Below are 17,844 nucleotides of genomic sequence, written 5' to 3' on the forward strand. Positions count from 1 at the left end.
CCGACTCCAGCAGAGGAATCCCCATGCGCGAACGCCTCTCTCACGAAATCGTTGCCTCCGTACTCGCCGGTCTCACGGCGTTCATCGGAGGGACCGCGCTCCATCTCCCGCCCTGGGCGATCTTCATCTCGTGGGCGGCCGTCTTCGCACTCGGAGGGCCGAGCTGGGCGAACGCACGCAGGCTGTGGTGCACGATGCCCGCCGGCTCCGCCTTCGCCCTGATCATCGTGCTGATCGACCAGCACGTGGGCACGGCGTTCGGCGACAGCCAGTTCGCCCGGAACACGGTGCTGGCCCTGGTGATCATGGTCGTCAACACCGTCCTGATGCACACGGGCCGCATCAAGGCGTTCTCGCTGATTCCCGGCATGTTCCTCGGCTTCGCCAGCTACTTCGCCACGTTCTTCGGTGGCTTCGGGTACAAGCCGGGCAACATCTGGGCGGCTTGGGTCTGCGTGGTCGCGATGAACGCGCTCGGGCCGGTCTTCGCCTATCTGTCCAACCGGCTCATGTACCCGATCCTCTCGCCGGTGCCGACGTCGGTCGTGGCCTCCGCGGGCCCTGTGCACCACGACGGCCGCACACCGCCGGCGGAAACCGCACCGGCCGAGTGAGGCCGTCCGTCACTGCCCGGGCAGCCGCTCCACCGCGAACGCCCTGCCCGGGTTGTCGACGAGGATCCGGTCCACCAACTCCTTGCCCAGGGCCAGTTCGAGCCGTGGGCGGACGCGGCGCAGGAGGTACGGCATCCCGGGCCCGCCGCTCACCGAACGCGCCCCGGCGGTCGTCGTGTCGCCGCCGAGCAGGAGCCGCTCGCCGAACCCCGCGTCGGCGAGCGCCGCCATCGCGTCCGGCATCCGCCAGTCCGTCGAGTGGTTGGCGCGCGACGGCCCGTCGAAGGCGAGATACGCGCCGGACTCGGCGGCCTGGCGGTGCACGGCGAAGTCGGGGGAGCGGTTGAGATGCCCGAGCACGACCCGCTCCGGCGCCACCCCCAACTCCCCGCACAGAAGGTCGAGTACGTCCAGTACGCCCGTACCCAACTCGTGGTGGACGGCGATCGGCGCGCCCGTCGCGTGATGGGCCTCGGCTGCGGCCCGCATCGTCCACACCGCGTGCACGTCGAGGGCGTGGAAGCCGCCCGCGACCTTGATGAGCCCGGCACGCACACCGCTGTCGCCGATCCCCTCTGTGAGTTCCCGCACGAACACGTCGGCGAGGACGGGGCGCTGCCGGTCGAGCAACTCCGGTGTGTAGTGGGCGGCTTGATGAAGTCCCGTCGCGGCCACGATGCGTACACCCGTCGTGGTCGACAGCTCGGGCAGCAGCTCGGCCCGGCGCCCCAGACCGTGCGGCGTCCACTGGACGACCGCGCAGCCGCCCGCCTCCCGGTAGGCGCGCAGTTCCGCCTCGGCGGCTGCCGCGTCGTCGAGTTCCTGGCCGGGGAGCAGCGGGCTGCGGAAGAAGAGGTGGTCGTGCGCGTCGCACACACCTAGTTCCTCCGGCGCCACGTCCCCGAGCACGGTCCGTACGGTCGCGGTCACCACTGCCTCCCCCGGGGAAGCCGGTCGTGCTCGGGGGCGCTCAGGTGCAGCACCTCGTAGAGGTCGCCCGGTGTGTCCGGCGACGCGTGGTCCCAGAGGGAGAAGGTGAGCAGGTCCCAGTGGCGCGGGTCGACGGCGACTGCCGCGCACACCGCCCCGTCCTGCCCGGCGATGCGGGCCGCGTCGCGCACGGCGGCGTCCGTCGCTTCGGCGAGCGGCGCCTGCCCGGTGAGGGGTGTCCGGCGGCGCACCGCGCTCCTCGGGGTGGCGTGCGAGGCAGCCCCCTCCTCGTAGGCGAGTCCGGCCCAGTGCTGCACCTCGGGCCGGCCGAAGTCGTCCACGATGCCCTGGAAACCGGGCCCCCACAGGAACGAGTTCATGCCCTGAGGGGTGTTCCACAGGTAGCACGGCGCGTACTGGTTCACGGGTGACCCGGCGACGCCGCGCTCCCGCATCAGATAGGCCTTGAGCCCGAGTCCGGGGAAGTCGTCCAGGAGATGCCCCCTGGTCTCCACCCGCTTGCGGATGATGGCCATGTCGTAGTCGGCGGGCAGCGTGATCTCGTACTGCATCGCGTGCACGGTCGTGTCACTCCTCTGCTCAGGTGGCGGGTACGAGCAGCGAGAGCAGTCCGCGCACCCCCGCGTCGAAAGCGGCGGGCGAGCCGGACGCGCGGGCCAGCACATAGCCGCCCTGGACCGTCGCGACGATTGTCGCCGCGATCTCCTCGGCATCCAGCGAAGGCGCGAACTCGCCCTGTTCCTTGCCCTCTTCGACGATCCCGGCGAGCTGCTCCCGCAGCCAGTCGATCGTCTCGTCGACCGGAGCGCGCAGCGCGTCGCTCGCGATCACATCCGGGTCCATCGTGAGCCGGCCGATCGGGCAGCCGCGCAGCACATCGCGCTCGCGCCGCAGATACGCCTCGATACGGGCGTACGCGGAGCCGGCGCCGCCGAACGACTTCGCGGCCGTGGCCCGCATCTCCTGTGCCGTCCGCTCGATCGCGGCGAGCGCGAGGTCCTGCTTCCCCCCGAAGTGGTGGTACATGCTGCCCTGCCCGGCGTCGGCGCGCTGCTGGATCGCCTTGGGGCTCGTGCCCACGTACCCCCGCTCCCACAGGAGCTCACGAGTGGACTCGATCAACCGCTCCGAAGTGCCCATGAAGCAACTGTACATACTAGTAGGTACAGAAGTCGAGAGCGAGGAGAGTAGGCGGAAGCAGGCCCAGTACTCCCGTGGTGGTACGCGCGCTGCCGCTGGCTGTACGACGACTTCGACCCCCCTTCGGAGCGAGTCTCGAGTCATCGAGAAAACGTGAGCACACGTTCCGAGGAGATGACTCTCATGCAGACCCTGGCGAACTGGAACGGCGGGCCCGGCCCGTGGATCCTGTTCTTCCCACTGATCTGGGCGGCCGTCGTCATCGGCGTCGTCACGCTGCTGCGCCGCACCGTGTGGCGCGGACGCCGTCGTGGCGGCCCCTGGCGGCCCGCCGCCGACGAGAACTCGCCCCTCACCGTGCTCGGCCGGCGTTTCGCCGCGGGCGAGATCGACGAGGACGAGTACTGGCGCCGCAGCTCCGTCCTGAACGAGGAGTTCGGCCGCACCAAGGGCGGTGCGGAATGACCACCGCCACCCGCACCCGGACCGCGGCCCGAGTCGTCGACGCCGTGAAGGTCTACGGCAGCGGCGACACCGCGGTCCGGGCCCTGGACGGCGTGAGCGTCGGCTTCGAGGCCGGGAGGTTCACCGCGATCATGGGTCCGTCCGGCTCCGGCAAGTCCACGCTCATGCACTGCGCGGCGGGCCTCGACACCCTCAGCGCCGGCTCCGCCTTCATCGGAGACACCGACCTGAGCGACCTCGACGACCGCCGCCTGACCCTGCTGCGCCGTGACCGCATCGGCTTCGTGTTCCAGGCCTTCAACCTGGTGCCGACGCTGACGGTCGCGGAGAACATCACCCTGCCGATGGACCTCGCGGGCGCGAAGGACGACGCCGCCTCCAGGGAGTGGATCGACGCCCTGGTCGACGTCGTCGGCCTGCGCGACCGCCTGCACCACCGACCGTCCGAACTCTCCGGCGGACAGCAGCAGCGCGTCGCCGTGGCCCGGGCCTTCGCGGGCCGCCCCGACGTCGTCTTCGCCGACGAGCCCACCGGCAACCTCGACTCCCGCTCCGGCGAGGAGGTGCTCGGGCTCCTCGGCCGCGCCGTACGGCAGATGGACCGTACGGTCGTCATGGTCACCCACGACCCGGTGGCCGCCGCCCACGCCGACGAGGTCGTCTTCCTCGCCGACGGCCGCCTGGTCGACCGGATGCAGGACCCGACCCCGGACAAGGTCCTCGACCGCATGAAGGCCTTCGACGCGGCCGACGGCGCACGACATGCGGGGGAGGCGCCGGCATGAGCTCCGTGAGCACCTCCGCGCGCCTGAGCCTGTCGTCCCTGCGCGCCCACAAACGGCGCTTCGCCGGCACCTTCCTGGCCGTCCTGCTCGGCGTCGCGTTCCTCGCCGGCACGCTCGTCATGGGCGACACCCTGCGCGCCAGCTTCGACACCATGTTCGGCAACGCGTCGAGCGGCACCGACGCCGTCGTCCGCAGCACGAACGTGATCACGACCCCCGGTGAGAGCCAGGGCACCCGGCAGCCCGTCGCCGCGTCGCTCGCGAAGAAGGTCGCGGACACCCCGGGCGTCGCCGCCGCCGTGCCCGGCATCCAGGGCGCGGGCCAACTCGTCGGCAGCAACGGCAAGGCGATCGGCGGCCAGGGCCCGCCCACCCTCGCGGGCAACTGGATCACCGACCCCGAACTCAACCCGTACCGCCTGGCCGAAGGACACACCCCTTCGAAGACCGGCGAGGTGGTCGTCAACCGCGGAGCCGCCAAGAAGGGCGACCTCAAGATCGGCGACACGACGACCCTGCGCACCCCCGACCCCGTCAAGGTGACGATCGTCGGCCTCGCCACGTTCGGCGGCGAGGACGGCATGGCCCAGGTGACGTACACCGGCATGACGCAGGCCGACGCGGAGAAGTACCTCACGCCGAAGCCCGGCGAGGCCGCGTCCATCCAGGTGCGGGCCGGCCCCGGCACCAGCCAGCGGGAACTCGTCGACGAGCTGACTCCCGTACTGCCCAAGGGAGTCGAGGCCATCACCGGTGAGGCGTCGGCGCAGGAGAGCACAGACATGATCTCCGGGCAGTTCCTGACCCTCTTCACCACCTTCCTCCTCGTGTTCTCCGGCATCGCCCTGCTGGTGGCCACCTTCTCGATCCACAACACGTTCGCGATCGTCGTCGCCCAGCGCACCCGGGAGAACGCGCTCCTGCGTGCCCTCGGCGCCTCCCGCCGCCAGGTCACCGCCACCACGCTCGTCGAGGCGAGCGCCGTCGCCGTCCTCGCGTCGGTCGCCGGTCTCGCCGGCGGCATCGGCATCGCGGCCGGGCTCCAGGCGCTCTTCCCCGCGATCGGCTTCCCGTTCCCCGACGGCGCTCTCGTGATCAGCGGTCTGTCCATGCTGCTCCCGCTCGCCGTCGGCATCCTCGTCTGCCTCGGCTCCGCGCTCCTGCCCGCCGTACGAGCCGGACGCACCGCACCCCTTGCGGCCCTGGGCGAGACGGCAGTCGACCAGTCCGGGGCCTCGCGCCGCCGCGCCGTCGCCGGTACGGCCCTGGGCGTCACGGCGGTCGCCGTCACCCTGATCGGTGTCCTCGCGTCGCCGTCCATCTGGCTCGCCGGCCTCGGCAGCGTGCTGATCCTCGTCGCGTTCGTGGTGCTCGGTCCCGTCGCCTCGTCGCGCGCCGTACGCGTCCTCGGCAGCCCCCTCGACAAGCTGCGCGGTGCCACCGGCGGCCTCGCCCGGCGCAACGCGCTGCGCAGCCCCAAGCGCACCGCCGCGACCGCGAGCGCCCTGATGATCGGTGTCGCCGTCGTCTCCCTGTTCACCGTCTTCGGCGCCTCGCTGAAGGCGACCATGGACCAGACGGTGTCCCGCTCCTTCGCCGGCGACATCGCCGTGTCCGCGCCGTCGTTCGGCGCGGGCGGCAGCGGCCTCAGCCCGAAGCTCGCCCCGGCCATCGCCGAGCAGCCGCAGGTCGCGACAGCCGTCGGCCTGGGCAAGGGCGTCGCGGACGTCGACGGCGATGGCCGTGCGCTCACCGTCACCGACCCGGCCGCGCTCGCCAGGTCCTTCGACCTGGGCACCGTCCGCGGCTCGCTGAACGACCTCGGCACGGACGGCATCGCGATCACCCGCAAGGAGGCCGACAAGCAGCACCTGGAACCGGGCAGCCGCGCCCGACTGGCCTTCACCGACGGCAAGCAGCAGAACTTCACCGTTCGCGCGGTCTACGGCCAGTCGGAGCTCGCGGGGGACTACGTCATCACGCGCGAGGCCTGGGCCCCGCACCGCGCCCAGGACTCCGACACCCTGATCGCCGTCACGTTCAAGGACGGCGTGAGCACGGCCGACGGCAAGGCCGCCGTCTCCAAGGTCGCAGCGGCGTACGGGAATCCGGAGGTGCAGACCCGCGACGAGTACGCGCAGTCGTCCGCCGGTGGCATCGACATGATGCTGACCCTGGTGTACGCGCTGCTGGCCCTCGCCGTGCTGATCGCTCTGCTCGGTATCGCCAACACCCTCACCCTGGCCGTCCACGAACGCACTCGTGAACTGGGCCTGTTGAGGGCCGTCGGCCAGACCCGCGCCCAGCTGCGGGCCATGGTCCGGTGGGAGTCCGTCCTGGTCGCGGCGTTCGGCACCGCGGGTGGCCTGGTGCTCGGCGGCTTCCTCGGCTGGGTCCTGGTCGAGGCGTCGGGCGGCGCGAGCGACAGCGCGTTCGCGTTCGCCCTGCCCCCGCTCCAGCTCGTCGTCGTGGCCCTGGTGGGCCTCGCCGCCGGAGCGCTCGCGGGCCTGCGTCCGGCCCGCCGCGCCGCACGCCTCGACGTGCTGCGGGCCATCGCCACCGAGTGACGTGGCCCGTGCCGTAAGGAGTGACGCGGCCCGTGCCGTACGAGGGGGTGGTCACCGCCCGGTCAGCCGACAACGGCCGACCGGGCGGGAGCATGTCGGGCCGCGCGGCGGTCCGCCGGGGAGTCCAGCTCGGGGAAGGCGTCCGTCACCCGGTACTCGGGAATCGGCGGCAGCGGCAGCGCCGCCGGCGGTGCGGGGAGCGTGAACCACACGACCTTGCCGTCCTCGCCCTGCGGCCGCGCGCCCCAGCTCTCGCTGACCGCGGCGACCAGGGCGAGGCCCCGGCCGCAGGTCGAGAGCGGGTCGGCGTCGCACAGTTGCGGCAGGTGCGGGTCGTGGTCGTGCACCGACACCGTGAGGCGGTCCCGCAGCAGCTCGATCTCGACGGTGCACATCTTGTCGGGACCGGCGTGCCGATGGACGTTGGTCAGCAACTCGGTCACGCCGAGCATCGCCTCGTCGATCAGGGGATCCAGATGCCAGTAGCGCAACTGCGCCGATACGATTCTGCGGACCTGGCGGATCCGCGACGGCAGGGCCTGGAGCTCCACCGTGCAATGCTTGCTTGGGTGGCTGATCACGGCTGCGACTCCCCGAATTGAAGGTCCGGAAGAAGGCGGAGTACCGAGCCAGCAGAGGGTCGCGTTGTCAGCCGAGGCCCGCCTGCTGCATGTCCGGCGGGCTGGTTCGCAGCGTTATCGCCGGTAAACCCTGAGTAGTGATGTGTGACCAGAGTGACTCAGGGGGTGCGAGCCTGCAACTCGCGCACGCAGTCCCCCAGTCCGCCGCCGACTACGTCAGCCGGCCGCGCGCCCTGCGCACCGCGTCGAGGAACCGACGCGTCGTGGGCGGCCCGCTCTCGCCGACGAGACGGGGCACCGCGTCGCCGGGTTCATGATCGTTGCCGAGTTTCAGCAGGTAGCGCCTGCCGCCGACATCGGCGAGCGCCCGGTCGCCGGGCGCGAACCAGGCCTTGCCGGCGCGGACTTCCTGGAGTGGCGCGCTGTCGATCTCGCTGCCGTAACTCGTGAGCAGTTCGAGACGGCCGCCCTTGATGCGGACCTCGCCTGCCCGGGTGAGCGAGCGAAGCAGTCGCCCTATGCGCACACCCGTCGCCGTGAACTCCGGCTCCGCCATGTCGTCCGCCCCCTTGGTGTGAGCTCTCACCGGCCCCGCGGTGCAGTCTGCCCGCACGAAGGCGTCCGCACCAGTGCGCGGGGGAGTGCGCCCGGCAGGGGAAGGGCCGACTCACGCCTTTGTTCCTCCGCACGCCTGTTCCTGCCCTGGGGCAGGTGTTCCTTTGAGTTGCTCAAAGGGGTGTTTATGCAGGTGAGAAGCGTGCGGAAGGTGTTTATGATCGGGGCGTCCGACCGGTCGCAAAGACGACGGCCGGGTGTGGACGGCGTCGGACCGGCGCTCGGAACGACGCTAAGGAGCCATGTGGTGAGCACCCCTCGGCAGGACCCGTCAGCCGTGATCCCCCAAGGGCCGGAACCGGTGCCCACGCTGGACGTGGACCACACGGACGCGGAGTACCGAAGCTGGCTCAAAGAAGCTGTACGAAAGGTCCAGGCCGACGCCAACCGGTCGGCCGACACCCACCTCCTGCGTTTCCCGCTCCCCGAGGAGTGGGGCATCGACCTCTATCTGAAGGACGAGTCGACGCACATCACCGGCAGCCTGAAGCACCGGCTCGCCCGCTCGCTGTTCCTCTACGGCCTGTGCAACGGGTGGATCCGGCCCGGCCGCCCCGTCATCGAGGCGTCCAGCGGTTCGACCGCCGTCTCCGAGGCCTACTTCGCGAAGCTCATCGGGGTGCCCTTCATCGCCGTGATGCCCCGCACCACCAGCCCCGAGAAGATCCGCCTGATCGAATTCCACGGCGGCCGGTGCCACTTCGTCGACGACTCGCGCACGATGTACGAGGAGTCGGCGGCCCTCGCGGTCGACACCGGCGGCCACTACATGGACCAGTTCACGTACGCGGAGCGGGCCACGGACTGGCGCGGCAACAACAACATCGCGGAGTCGATCTACCGGCAGCTGGAGCTGGAGCGCTACCCCGAGCCCACCTGGATCGTCGCCACCGCCGGCACCGGAGGCACCTCCGCGACCATCGCCCGGTACGTCCACTACATGCAGCACGACACCCGCCTCTGCGTCGCCGACCCCGAGAACTCCTGCTTCTTCGAGGGCTGGACGACCGGGGACCCGGACGTCACCTGCGACTGCGGCTCCCGCATCGAGGGAATCGGCAGGCCCCGCATGGAGCCGAGCTTCGTGCCCGGCGCGATCGACCGCATGATGAAGGTGCCGGACGCGGCAAGCGTCGCCGCCGTGCGCGCCCTGGAGGGCGCCATCGGCCGCAAGGCGGGCGGCTCGACCGGTACGGGGTTGTGGAGCGCGCTGAAGATCGTCGCCGAGATGGTGGCCGAGGGCAGGACCGGCAGCGTCGTCACCCTGCTGTGCGACCCGGGGGACCGCTACCTCGACAAGTACTACTCCGACCAGTGGCTGGCCCACCAGGGTATGGACATCGCGCCGTACACGCGGACCATCGAGACGCTGCTCGCCACGGGAGTCTGGCCCAGCGCCGACTGAGGCCCGGGACGGACCTGCCTCAACTCGCCCTGGAACCCCGGGAGTTCACGGCGAGCCTGCGGTCGAGCGCGGCCACCGCGTCACGGAACGCTCGGCCGAGTCCGGCCCGGCCGAGCCGCAGACCCACCCGGAAAGCGGCGGCGCCGTCCGCGGCGAACGTCCACTGCACCCGCGTCCCGCCGACGCCCGACGGCGTGAGCCGCCACTCCTCGACCAGGGCACGTATCCCCGGCGCGTTGGTCTCGTCCACCCGGTACGCGTACACCGTGTCGGGCTCGGCCGCGAGGATGGTCTCCCGCATGCGCGTACCGCCCCTGAGCCGCACCTCGCGCCCCGCGCCGCCGTCCGTCGGGCGGGCGAGCGTCACGGCGGAGAACCACTCGGGCCAGCCCGTCACGTCTTCGGAGAGCGCCCTGAACACCGCCTGCGGATGTGCTGACACCTCACGGGCGAAGACCAGGCGCAGTGGCGCGGACTCGGTGAACTCGAGCCCCACGGGCTTCAGTCGGCGTGCCATGGACGTTCAGCCCCCAAGCGGAATCGGGCGGTTGACCGGGCAGAGGTCACCATAGCTGGCGAACCGTCAGATGTCTGTACCTGTTCCGGGCTCGCCCGCGATGATGAGCCGCAGCTCCTCAGAGATCTCCGCGCGCGCGTCCGCAGGCAGCCCCGCGTCCGTCACGAGCGTGTCCACCTGGTCGAGCGAGGCGAACGAACTCAGGCCCACCGTCCCCCACTTGGTGTGGTCGGCGACCACGACGACCCGGCGCGCGGACTGCACGAGGCGCCGGTTCGTCTCGGCCTCCGCCAGGTTCGGCGTCGACAGGCCGGCCTCCAGCGATATGCCGTGCACACCGAGGAACAGCACGTCGAAGTGGAGCGCCGCGATGGCCTGGTCCGCGACCGGCCCCACCAGAGAATCGGAAGGCGTTCGCACGCCGCCCGTGAGAACCACGGTCGCCGCGCCCTGTCGCTGTCCCGACGAGCGCTGCGCACCGTGGAACACGTCCGCCACCCGCACCGAGTTGGTCACCACGGTCAGGTCCGGCACGTCGAGGAGGTGGTGGGCCAGCGCATACGTCGTGGTGCCGCCGGACAGCGCGATGGCCGTGCCCGGCGCCGCCAGGGCCGCGGCGGTCCGCGCGATGTCCTCCTTGGCGCTGAGCTCCAGACCCGACTTCGCCTCGAAGCCCGGCTCGTGCGTGCTTGCTTCCTCCACGGGGACCGCGCCGCCGTGCACCTTCTCCAGGACGCCCTGCCGGGCGAGCGCGTCGAGATCACGGCGGACCGTCATGTCGGAGACGCCCAGCTTGCGAGTGAGTTCGTTGACCCTGACGCCGCCACGGCGCCTGACCTCGTCGAGGATCAAGGCCCGGCGCTGCTCCGCGAGGAGGTTCTGATTCTCGCTCACGTCCTGTCGGATCCCTTCGCCTCGTCACACCCGTCCATGGTCGCCACATCCTCGCACGCGCCACCGACAGCCGGACCACTGCCCGCTCGCGCGGGCAGTATGGCGCGCGGTAGCACGGATGGGGGAGATTCGGTGACGAGGGATGCGTAGCGCGGGCGTGAGCGGGGATTCTGATTCCGGCACCACACGCGCACGTCAATCGGGGGATGCTGAACGGTGGAGCGTGACACGGCGGACGAGACCGCCCTCGAACTTCTGGTCCACGGCGTAGGGGGCACCACCCCGGAGGTGATGCTCAACGACCCGCGCACGGTCCGGGTCTCCGGCGACGACACGGCCGCGGTCTACCGCCGCGCCGACGACGTCGACGCGGAGGAACGCCCCGACGACTACCGGGGCAAGCCCGTCCCCGAGGCGTACGTCTGGTGCAACCTCACGTCCGGCAACGGCTCGCGCGCCTTATGGCTGCTGCTCCTGCCGTTCATGGTGGTCAACCTCGCCCACTGGATGCGCCCCAACGCCCACCGCCGCACGCGGACCGTGCGGGCCTACGGACTCCTGGTGCGCCTAGTCGGCCTCAGCCTCACCGTCCTCCTGGTCGCCGCCGCCTGCGAGGTGGCGCTCGACCTGGTGGCCTGGCAGTGCGCGGGCACGCACGCGTGCGCCGAGGGGCGCTCCTGGCTCGGCTTCCTGTCGGTCGACGCGCACGGACACGGCGGCTGGTGGAGCCAGCCCGGCCGCCGCCTCGCCCTCGCCGCCCTCGTCCCGGCCGCCGTCACTGGACTCCTCTGGTACCTCTCCCACCGCACCTGGGGCGCGTACGAGTCCCAGCAGCCGCTGCCCCACCAGCCCGACCCGGAGGAGGAGGCCCCGACCAACGCGCTCGGACGGCCGGGGTTCTGGTACGGCCGCCGTCTTGTCGCCCGGCTGCGCGCCGCGCACACCGCCGCGGGCCTGCTCACGGTGGCGGCCGCCGTCGGCACCTCGGCCGCCCGCTTCGACCGCGAGAGCGGCGGCCCCGTCCTCCTCGACGTGCTCGGCCGGATCCTCGACGGCGCGCTCGTCGTGGGCACCGCCGTCGTCGTCTGGGTGGTGTGCCGCAGGGGCCGCAGCGAGAACACGGTCGACCGCACCCTCGACCGGACCCTCGTCCGCCTCCTGCCCGCGGCCGCCCTCGCCCTCCTGGTGCTCACGTTCCTGTACGCGGGCTGGTCGCGCCCCGAGTGGCGCTCGCACGGGCGCCTGCCCGGAGACGCGACGTTCGGCGGGATCGTCCTCGTCCAGGGCGCCGTGATCGTGGCGCTCGCCGTGGTCGCCCACGCCATCCACCGCCGCGCCCGCGACTCCCGTGCGGCCCTGCGCGGCCTCGGCGGACCCGCGACCGCGATGCTCGCCTGCGCCCTGGGCGGTGTGATGTCCGGGGGAGTGGCCCAGCGTGTCGCCGACTGGCTGGACGGCTCCGGCACGCCGGGGGCCGACGGCACCATCGAAGGACCGCCCGTCCTACTGTCCTGGCAGGCCTCCGTGATCCCGCCCCTGCTGATCGTCGTCGCCGTGGTGTGCGCCGTGCTCGCCCAGCGCACCATGCGGCTCAAGCGCCGCGAGATGGCCACCGTCGCGACCGACTACCCGGGGGAGCCCGAGGACGCCGCCCGCACCAGCCGCATCGCGGGCACGCGCGCGCGTGCCGCCCTCACCGACGAGGCGCCCATGATCATCGGCGCGGTCTCCACGGTGACCCTCCTCCTCGGCGCGGGAGCCCTCACGGGCGCGTGGGCGACCCACCAGGTCCCGGGCCGGGCGGCACAGGGCACGTACGACATCGTGGAAGGCGCCGCGCAGACCGCGCAGGCGATGGGCTCCTGGCTCATCGGCCTCGGCTTCATACTCTTCGTCACCTGGGGAAGGCGCGCCTACCGCGACGCGTCGGCCCGCCGCACGATCGGCATCCTGTGGGACGTCGGCACGTTCTGGCCGCGCGCCGCGCACCCCTTCGCGCCGCCCTGCTACGCGGAGCGCGCCGTGCCCGACCTGACCTGGCGCATGGCCACCTGGATTCGCACCACGGGCGGCCGCCTCGTCCTTTCGGGGCACTCCCAGGGCAGCGTCCTCGCCGCCGCGGCCGCCTGGCAGCTGCATCCCACGGTCCGCCGACGCGTCGCCCTGCTCACCTACGGCTCGCCTCTGGAGCGCCTCTACGGGCGCTGGTTCCCGGCCCACTTCGGCCCCGCCGCGCTCGGCGCCCTGCACCGCCAGGTCGACTGCTGGCGCAATCTGCACCGCACCACCGACCCGATCGGCGGCCCCGTCCGGCTGCCCGGCGAGGACGGCCCCCAGGTCGATCACCCGGCGCTGAAGGATCCGCTCGCCTACGGCCGCACCGAGCAACACCCGCTGCCCGCGCCGATCCTGGGCCACTCCGACTACCAGGCCGACCCCGTCTTCGCCGAGGAACGGGCCCGCCTCCTCGCCAGGCTGCGCCCGGGGGTCCCGGGGCCACGCCCGGACGGCGAGCCCGCCGCGCCTCAGGGCAGCGCGGGCAGGTCGTCCTCGTAGAGCAGGGTCAGGTCGTCCGTGCTCGGCTCGGCGAGCTGGGCGACCCGGCCCGCGTGGCGCTCGACCATCGACTCGAAGGTCTGCCGCGCCGTGCGGCCGTTGCCGAAGGCGGGCCCCTTCGGGAGCGCCGTGAAGTGCTTCAGAAGGGCTTCGGACGCGCCCTCGCCGAGCCGGTACTCGTGCTCGTCGGCCTGCTGCTCCACGATCCGCAGCAGCTCTTCGGGCAGGTAGTCGGAGAACGTGATGGTCCGTGAGAAACGGGACGCCACACCGGGGTTGACGGAGAGGAAGCGCTCCATCTCGGAGGTGTAGCCCGCGACGATCACCACGACGGAGTCGCGCTGGTCCTCCATCAGCTTCACCAGCGTGTCGATCGCCTCACGCCCGAAGTCGCGGCCGGAGTCCTCGGGGGACAGGGCGTACGCCTCGTCGATGAACAGCACGCCGCCGGTGGCCCGTTGAAAGGCCTCTTGCGTGCGGATGGCCGTCGAACCGATGTGCTCGCCGACCAGGTCGACCCGGGACACCTCGACGAGATGGCCCTTCTCCAGGACACCGAGCGAGGCGAGGATCTCCCCGTACAGGCGCGCCACGGTGGTCTTGCCGGTGCCGGGGGAGCCCGTGAACACCAAGTGCCGCCTGACGGAAGCCGCCTTGAGGCCCGCCTGCTGCCGGCGCCGGCCCACCTCGATCATGTCCGTCAGGGCGCGCACCTCGCGCTTGACGCTCTCCAGGCCCACCAGGGTGTCGAGTTCACCGAGGACGTCGGTCGACGTACGCGTCGTGGCCGGCGCCTCCGTCTCGGGTGCCGCGGCACGCTGGTCGGGCAGCGCGCTGAGCAGGCCCACGGTCTGCGTGGCCTTCTGGACGCCGGGCGCCGGAGCGGCCTGACCCGCGGATCGCACCCCGCCGCTCTCGTCGCTGGTGCAGTCCTCGACGACGGGACCGTCCTCGGCGAATTCGTAACCGCCGCGCGAACACCGTTCCGTACGGCACTTCTTGAGCGTCGTGCGGCAGCCGTCGATGATGTGGAAGCCGTAGCCCTCGCTCCCGGTGACGCGGCAGCCGTGGAAGCTGCCCCGGCCCCCGGCCGACACATAGAAGCCGGCCTCGGCGGGGGAGGCGACCGTGCAGCGCTCGATCGTCGGGTCGGCGCCCTTGGTGACGATCACGCCCGTCTGGACGGCGTCCACAGTGCAGTTGGCGAGGGTGCCGCCACTCCCGTGATCACGGAACCAGGCACCCGTCGCGGCCTCCCTGATCCGGCAGTCGTCCAGCTGGGCCGTGGCGCCGTCGCTCACCGACACGGCCGTGTTGCGGACTTGGGAGAGATCGCTGTCGACGACGTCCACGCGGGAGCCGCGGTCCAGCACGAACAGGGCGTCGGGCACGTCGTGCACCCGGCACGCGTCGAGCACGGCGGTCGCGCCGTCGCTCACCCACACCGCCGGATAGTCGCCCGTACTGTCGTGGATCTCGCACTGGTTGGCGTCCACGCGCGTGCCCGGGTCCCACACGGACAGACCGTTGCGCCCGAACCGGCGCACCGTCGAGCGGGTCAGCGTCAGAACCGACCGGGAGCGCAGGTCGATCGCGTTCTCCGGGACCTCGTGGATACGGCAGTCGGAGAGGGTGAGCACCGCGTCCGTGTCGAGCGTGACACCGTCCGCCGTGGTGCGGTGCACATCGCAGTCCGTGAGGTGCGCCGTGGCGCGACCGGTGATCTGCACGCCGGTGCCCTTGACCTCGTACACCTCGCAGCCGACGGCCTCCAGGCCGCTGTGCTCGCCGGTGACGGACAGTCCGGAACCCGACGCGTGATGCACCCGGCAGCGCTCCAGGCGGGGGTGCGCGCCGCCGCGTACGGCGACTCCGGCCTGGCCCGCCGAGACGACTTCGCACTCCTCGAAGACACCGCCCCCGCCGTCGAGCACGGCGATGCCGATGCCTCCGGGGTTGTCGACGGTGCAGCGCCGCACGGTGGGCCGCGCGCCGCCCCGCACCTCTATGCCGGCCGCCGAGCGCGTGACGATCCGCAGATCGCAGAGCTCCGGAGCGCCTTCCTCCACCAGGAGTGCCGGGGCCGCCGAGTCCTGCCCCTCGACATGCAGATCGATGACGGTCGCGGACGCGCGCACCGTGAGCGGCACCCCGTCGACCGGGGCGATCCGCACGGACCCGGGCGAGCCCTCCGGACCGCGCAGCGTCACCGCGCGCTCCACGACGAGGTTCTCTCTGTACGTGCCCGACGCCACGGTCAGCACGTCGCCGTCACCCGCGGCCTCCAGAGCCGCAGCGAGCGATCCGTACTCCCCAGTGCGGCGCCGCCACCGCGACGTGCCGGTGTGCGTCACCTGGACCGTGCCCTGTGCCATGGCTTTGTCGTGCCCCCACCTCGTCGTACGCGGGTCCTCGCTGCGTTCCCCGCGGCGAAGGTGGGTCCACCGTAGCGTGCGCGAAGGAGGGGAGTTGACCGGAGCGGAAGGCCGCTCAGCTGCCGGTCCCTGTCCTGCCCCAGTCCGGGCCCGCCTTGTCCCAGGCGCGGTCCCAACGGTCGTACCGGCGGCGCACCATGCGCCACACGACCAGGCGCCGGGCGCCCTCGACGAGCCCCGCCACGGCCGCCGCGGTCCCGAATCCGGCCAGCGCGGCGTGTGTTGTCGCCGTCGCGTTGTCCAGCGGGCGGCCGGAGACCTGACCCGTGGCATCGACCCACAGCGTGAACCGGTCGCCCGGCTGCGGGGCCTTGAGGCTCGACAGGACGCGGCCCGTGTGCTTGACGCCGTCGGGTCCCTTCCAGTCGGCGACGACCCTGCTGTGAGCGTCTCTCGCCGTGGACGTCTCGGGGTCGGGGTCCAGCGGCGGCTGGGGCAGCTTCCGTACGACCGTCGCCGGAACTTCCCGGCGGTCCTTGCGCTGCTCCTGCACGGACTGCATCAGGGCGCCATGCGCCAGGGTCCCCGTCGCGACGCCGATGAGCGGTGCGACAACGACGATCAGCAGTAGCGCCACCAGCGCGACCCACGCCTCGGCGAGGTCGGTCGCGCGGCGCAGCGGATTGTGCCGCCAGCGCCAGAGTCCGGCGATTGCCCGCACGGCCAGCACCCCCTTCCGCCTCCGTCTTAACCGTGAACGGCACGGCTCACGCGCAGTGGGGCGAAGAGAGAGCGAAATCACCCCACTCGACGAAGCTCTCCGCCTGTCCCGTCTTTCCATTGTGCTCCAACGACCGTGTTCCGGCGCGGGGTTCCCCACGCGGCCACGCGTCAGCCCAGGATCGTGATCGCGTCACCGATCCGGACCGTCCCGGTCGTCTCCGGGACCAGGTTCGTCCCGAAACACAGCTGGTCACCGAAGCGGCGGTGGCGTGCGAGCGTCCGCAGCGGCTCCTTGCCACGCTCCGAAGTTGACTGGTTCGTGGTGGTCACCACGCAGCGGCCGCTCTTCTTGGTGATACGGAACGTGACGTCGCCGATCGAGATGCGTGACCAGTCGTCCTCCGCCCAGGGCGCGGTGCCGTCCACCACGACGTTCGGCCGGAAGCGGTTCATGGGCAGCGGGCCCTCGTCCGCGTGATCACCCTGCGCGATGAGGGAGTTGAGGGCGTCCAAGGAGGACAGGGTGGTGAGCAACAGCGGATATCCGTCGGCGAAGCTGACCGTCTCGCCGGGCTTCGCGTACTCGGGGTCGATGGGACGCCGCGTCGCCGGGTCGTCGAGGTGGACGAGCCGCACATCGGCCTCGAGGTGCGCGCTCCACCAGGAGTGCGCCGCGTCGTCGGCCGGAACGGCCTCGACCTTGTCCCCGAAGATGTTCACCGTGGTCGTCGCGGCGGGCCGGGGCACCGGCACGGTCAGGGGGGCGCGGCCGGGCGCCGACATGCGCAGACCGACGCCGTCCGGGGTCTCGGCCGAAGTGAGCGCGAGACGCGGCTGCTGGCGCTGGGTGACGACCTTGCCCGAGGCATCGATGAGCACCCACCGGCGGTCTCCTGCAAGACCCCACGGTTCCACGGCCGCCTCGCGCGGCGCGCGCCCCCGAACCGACTTCAGTGGGTGTATGTGAATCGAGTGAAGCGAGGCATTCGGCATGGGGCCATCCTGCCAGCCGGCACGGACAGCCCCATGGCCGGAAGATCAATAACCGCGGTACTGCTGACGGTTGTACGGATCCTCGTAGGGCGCGGCAGGGCGGGGCGCCGCGGGGCGCATGGCCTCGTAACCGGTGCCGGGCGCCGGGCGCTGCTGCTGCTGTTGTTGCGGCTGCTGCATGCCCGCGTAGCCGCGGGGCCCGGAAGCCTGCTGCGGGATGTACGGCGTAGGCGCGTGCTGGAGCGGCACCTGCTGCGGGGTCGCGTAACCGTACTGGGGCATGGGAGCGGAGGGCGCGGCCGGCAGCGCGGGAAGCGCGGACGGGAGCGCGGGCAGATGACTGCCGGTGTCGTACATGGCAGGAACCCGGATCGGGGCGATCTGGGGTGTGCCCCGCTCTGCGACGAGGGAGTCGTAGATCGGAGTGTCCGGGAAGGACGGCGCGGAGTAGTAACCGCCGCCATAGGTGGAGCGGGGGGAGGTCATGGCACATAAGTTAAGCCCACGATGTGCTGGTTGGGGAGACCGATAAGAGGGTTGTTTTGCGTGTCGGCAGTGACTCGAGATCCCCAATGCGAGCGAACTTGGCAAAATCGGTCGTCGTTCAGCGTTCGGATCGTGTAAAGGCGAGTTCTGATGGGTTACCGGCGGTTGGCCAGTGAT

17 protein-coding genes are annotated in these 17,844 nt (G+C 71.7%); 6 read left to right on the forward strand and 11 right to left on the reverse strand.

Annotated features, from left to right (window positions below):
- Window positions 1-23 precede the first annotated feature (23 nt).
- A complete protein-coding gene (locus tag OG574_RS40125) occupies window positions 24-614 on the forward strand; it encodes a DUF1097 domain-containing protein (protein WP_326777181.1) in 591 nt (196 codons plus the stop codon).
- Window positions 615-623: 9 nt separating this feature from the next.
- Here OG574_RS40125 and OG574_RS40130 read toward each other — a convergent pair whose 3' ends face one another.
- The 3 genes from OG574_RS40130 to OG574_RS40140 are packed head-to-tail and all read right to left on the reverse strand — an operon-like array spanning window position 624 to window position 2,705.
- A complete protein-coding gene (locus tag OG574_RS40130) occupies window positions 624-1,544 on the reverse strand; it encodes a phosphotriesterase family protein (RefSeq protein WP_326777182.1) in 921 nt (306 codons plus the stop codon).
- A complete protein-coding gene (locus tag OG574_RS40135) occupies window positions 1,541-2,125 on the reverse strand; it encodes a DUF4865 family protein (protein WP_326777183.1) in 585 nt (194 codons plus the stop codon). Before OG574_RS40135 ends, OG574_RS40130 begins: the two co-directional genes overlap by 4 nt.
- Window positions 2,126-2,144: 19 nt before the next feature.
- Window positions 2,145-2,705 carry a TetR/AcrR family transcriptional regulator gene (locus OG574_RS40140; protein WP_326777184.1) on the reverse strand — a complete coding sequence of 187 codons (561 nt, stop codon included), beginning with the start codon at window positions 2,703-2,705 and terminating at the stop codon, window positions 2,145-2,147.
- A 183-nt stretch (window positions 2,706-2,888) separates the two neighbouring features.
- Here OG574_RS40140 and OG574_RS40145 point away from each other — a divergent pair, with 183 nt between their 5' ends.
- From OG574_RS40145 to OG574_RS40155, 3 genes are read left to right on the forward strand one after another with little or no spacing between them, the layout of a single operon-like run.
- Window positions 2,889-3,170 (forward strand): SHOCT domain-containing protein, encoded by a 282-nt coding sequence (locus OG574_RS40145; protein WP_326778763.1) that lies wholly within the window; start codon window positions 2,889-2,891, stop codon window positions 3,168-3,170.
- Entirely contained in the window at window positions 3,167-3,955 is a 789-nt protein-coding gene (locus OG574_RS40150) for an ABC transporter ATP-binding protein (protein WP_326777185.1), read from the forward strand. Before OG574_RS40145 ends, OG574_RS40150 begins: the two co-directional genes overlap by 4 nt.
- 5 nt (window positions 3,956-3,960) lie before the next feature.
- Complete coding sequence (locus tag OG574_RS40155; RefSeq protein WP_326778764.1) at window positions 3,961-6,522, forward strand: ABC transporter permease; 2,562 nt, start codon at window positions 3,961-3,963, stop codon at window positions 6,520-6,522.
- Window positions 6,523-6,584: 62 nt separating this feature from the next.
- Here the strand turns inward: OG574_RS40155 and OG574_RS40160 are convergent, their stop codons facing one another.
- Window positions 6,585-7,103 (reverse strand): ATP-binding protein, encoded by a 519-nt coding sequence (locus OG574_RS40160; RefSeq protein ID WP_326777186.1) that lies wholly within the window; start codon window positions 7,101-7,103, stop codon window positions 6,585-6,587.
- 211 nt (window positions 7,104-7,314) lie between these two features.
- On the reverse strand, window positions 7,315-7,659 hold the full coding sequence (locus tag OG574_RS40165; protein WP_326778765.1) for a hypothetical protein: 345 nt from the start codon (window positions 7,657-7,659) through the stop codon (window positions 7,315-7,317).
- A 306-nt stretch (window positions 7,660-7,965) separates the two neighbouring features.
- Between OG574_RS40165 and OG574_RS40170 the strand changes: the two genes are divergently transcribed.
- Window positions 7,966-9,123, forward strand: coding sequence for a PLP-dependent cysteine synthase family protein (locus OG574_RS40170; RefSeq protein WP_326777187.1), 1,158 nt, complete (start codon window positions 7,966-7,968; stop codon window positions 9,121-9,123).
- A 19-nt stretch (window positions 9,124-9,142) separates the two neighbouring features.
- Here OG574_RS40170 and OG574_RS40175 read toward each other — a convergent pair whose 3' ends face one another.
- Both OG574_RS40175 and OG574_RS40180 read right to left on the reverse strand, forming a co-directional pair.
- Entirely contained in the window at window positions 9,143-9,640 is a 498-nt protein-coding gene (locus OG574_RS40175; protein ID WP_326777188.1) for an SRPBCC family protein, read from the reverse strand.
- 66 nt (window positions 9,641-9,706) lie between these two features.
- The gene (locus OG574_RS40180; protein ID WP_100598549.1) at window positions 9,707-10,534 is read right to left on the reverse strand and encodes a DeoR/GlpR family DNA-binding transcription regulator; all 828 of its coding nucleotides are present in this window, start codon (window positions 10,532-10,534) and stop codon (window positions 9,707-9,709) included.
- A gap of 216 nt (window positions 10,535-10,750) precedes the next feature.
- Between OG574_RS40180 and OG574_RS40185 the strand changes: the two genes are divergently transcribed.
- Window positions 10,751-13,090, forward strand: coding sequence for a hypothetical protein (locus tag OG574_RS40185; RefSeq protein WP_326777189.1), 2,340 nt, complete (start codon window positions 10,751-10,753; stop codon window positions 13,088-13,090).
- Here OG574_RS40185 and OG574_RS40190 read toward each other — a convergent pair.
- From OG574_RS40190 to OG574_RS40205, 4 genes are all read right to left on the reverse strand, one after another.
- The gene (locus tag OG574_RS40190; protein WP_326777190.1) at window positions 13,060-15,465 is read right to left on the reverse strand and encodes a right-handed parallel beta-helix repeat-containing protein; all 2,406 of its coding nucleotides are present in this window, start codon (window positions 15,463-15,465) and stop codon (window positions 13,060-13,062) included. The two genes, OG574_RS40185 and OG574_RS40190, sit on opposite strands and share 31 nt — an antisense overlap.
- A 115-nt stretch (window positions 15,466-15,580) precedes the next feature.
- Window positions 15,581-16,186 (reverse strand): Rv1733c family protein, encoded by a 606-nt coding sequence (locus tag OG574_RS40195; RefSeq protein WP_326777191.1) that lies wholly within the window; start codon window positions 16,184-16,186, stop codon window positions 15,581-15,583.
- Window positions 16,187-16,356: 170 nt separating this feature from the next.
- Window positions 16,357-17,181: an MOSC domain-containing protein gene (locus OG574_RS40200; protein ID WP_326777192.1), complete on the reverse strand. Its 825-nt coding sequence runs from the start codon at window positions 17,179-17,181 to the stop codon at window positions 16,357-16,359.
- Between the two features lie 45 nt (window positions 17,182-17,226).
- The gene (locus OG574_RS40205; RefSeq protein WP_326777193.1) at window positions 17,227-17,667 is read right to left on the reverse strand and encodes a DUF6643 family protein; all 441 of its coding nucleotides are present in this window, start codon (window positions 17,665-17,667) and stop codon (window positions 17,227-17,229) included.
- Between the last annotated feature and the right edge of the window lie 177 nt (window positions 17,668-17,844).

This window comes from Streptomyces sp. NBC_01445 (assembly GCF_035918235.1).
In the GTDB taxonomy this organism is placed as follows: domain Bacteria; phylum Actinomycetota; class Actinomycetes; order Streptomycetales; family Streptomycetaceae; genus Streptomyces.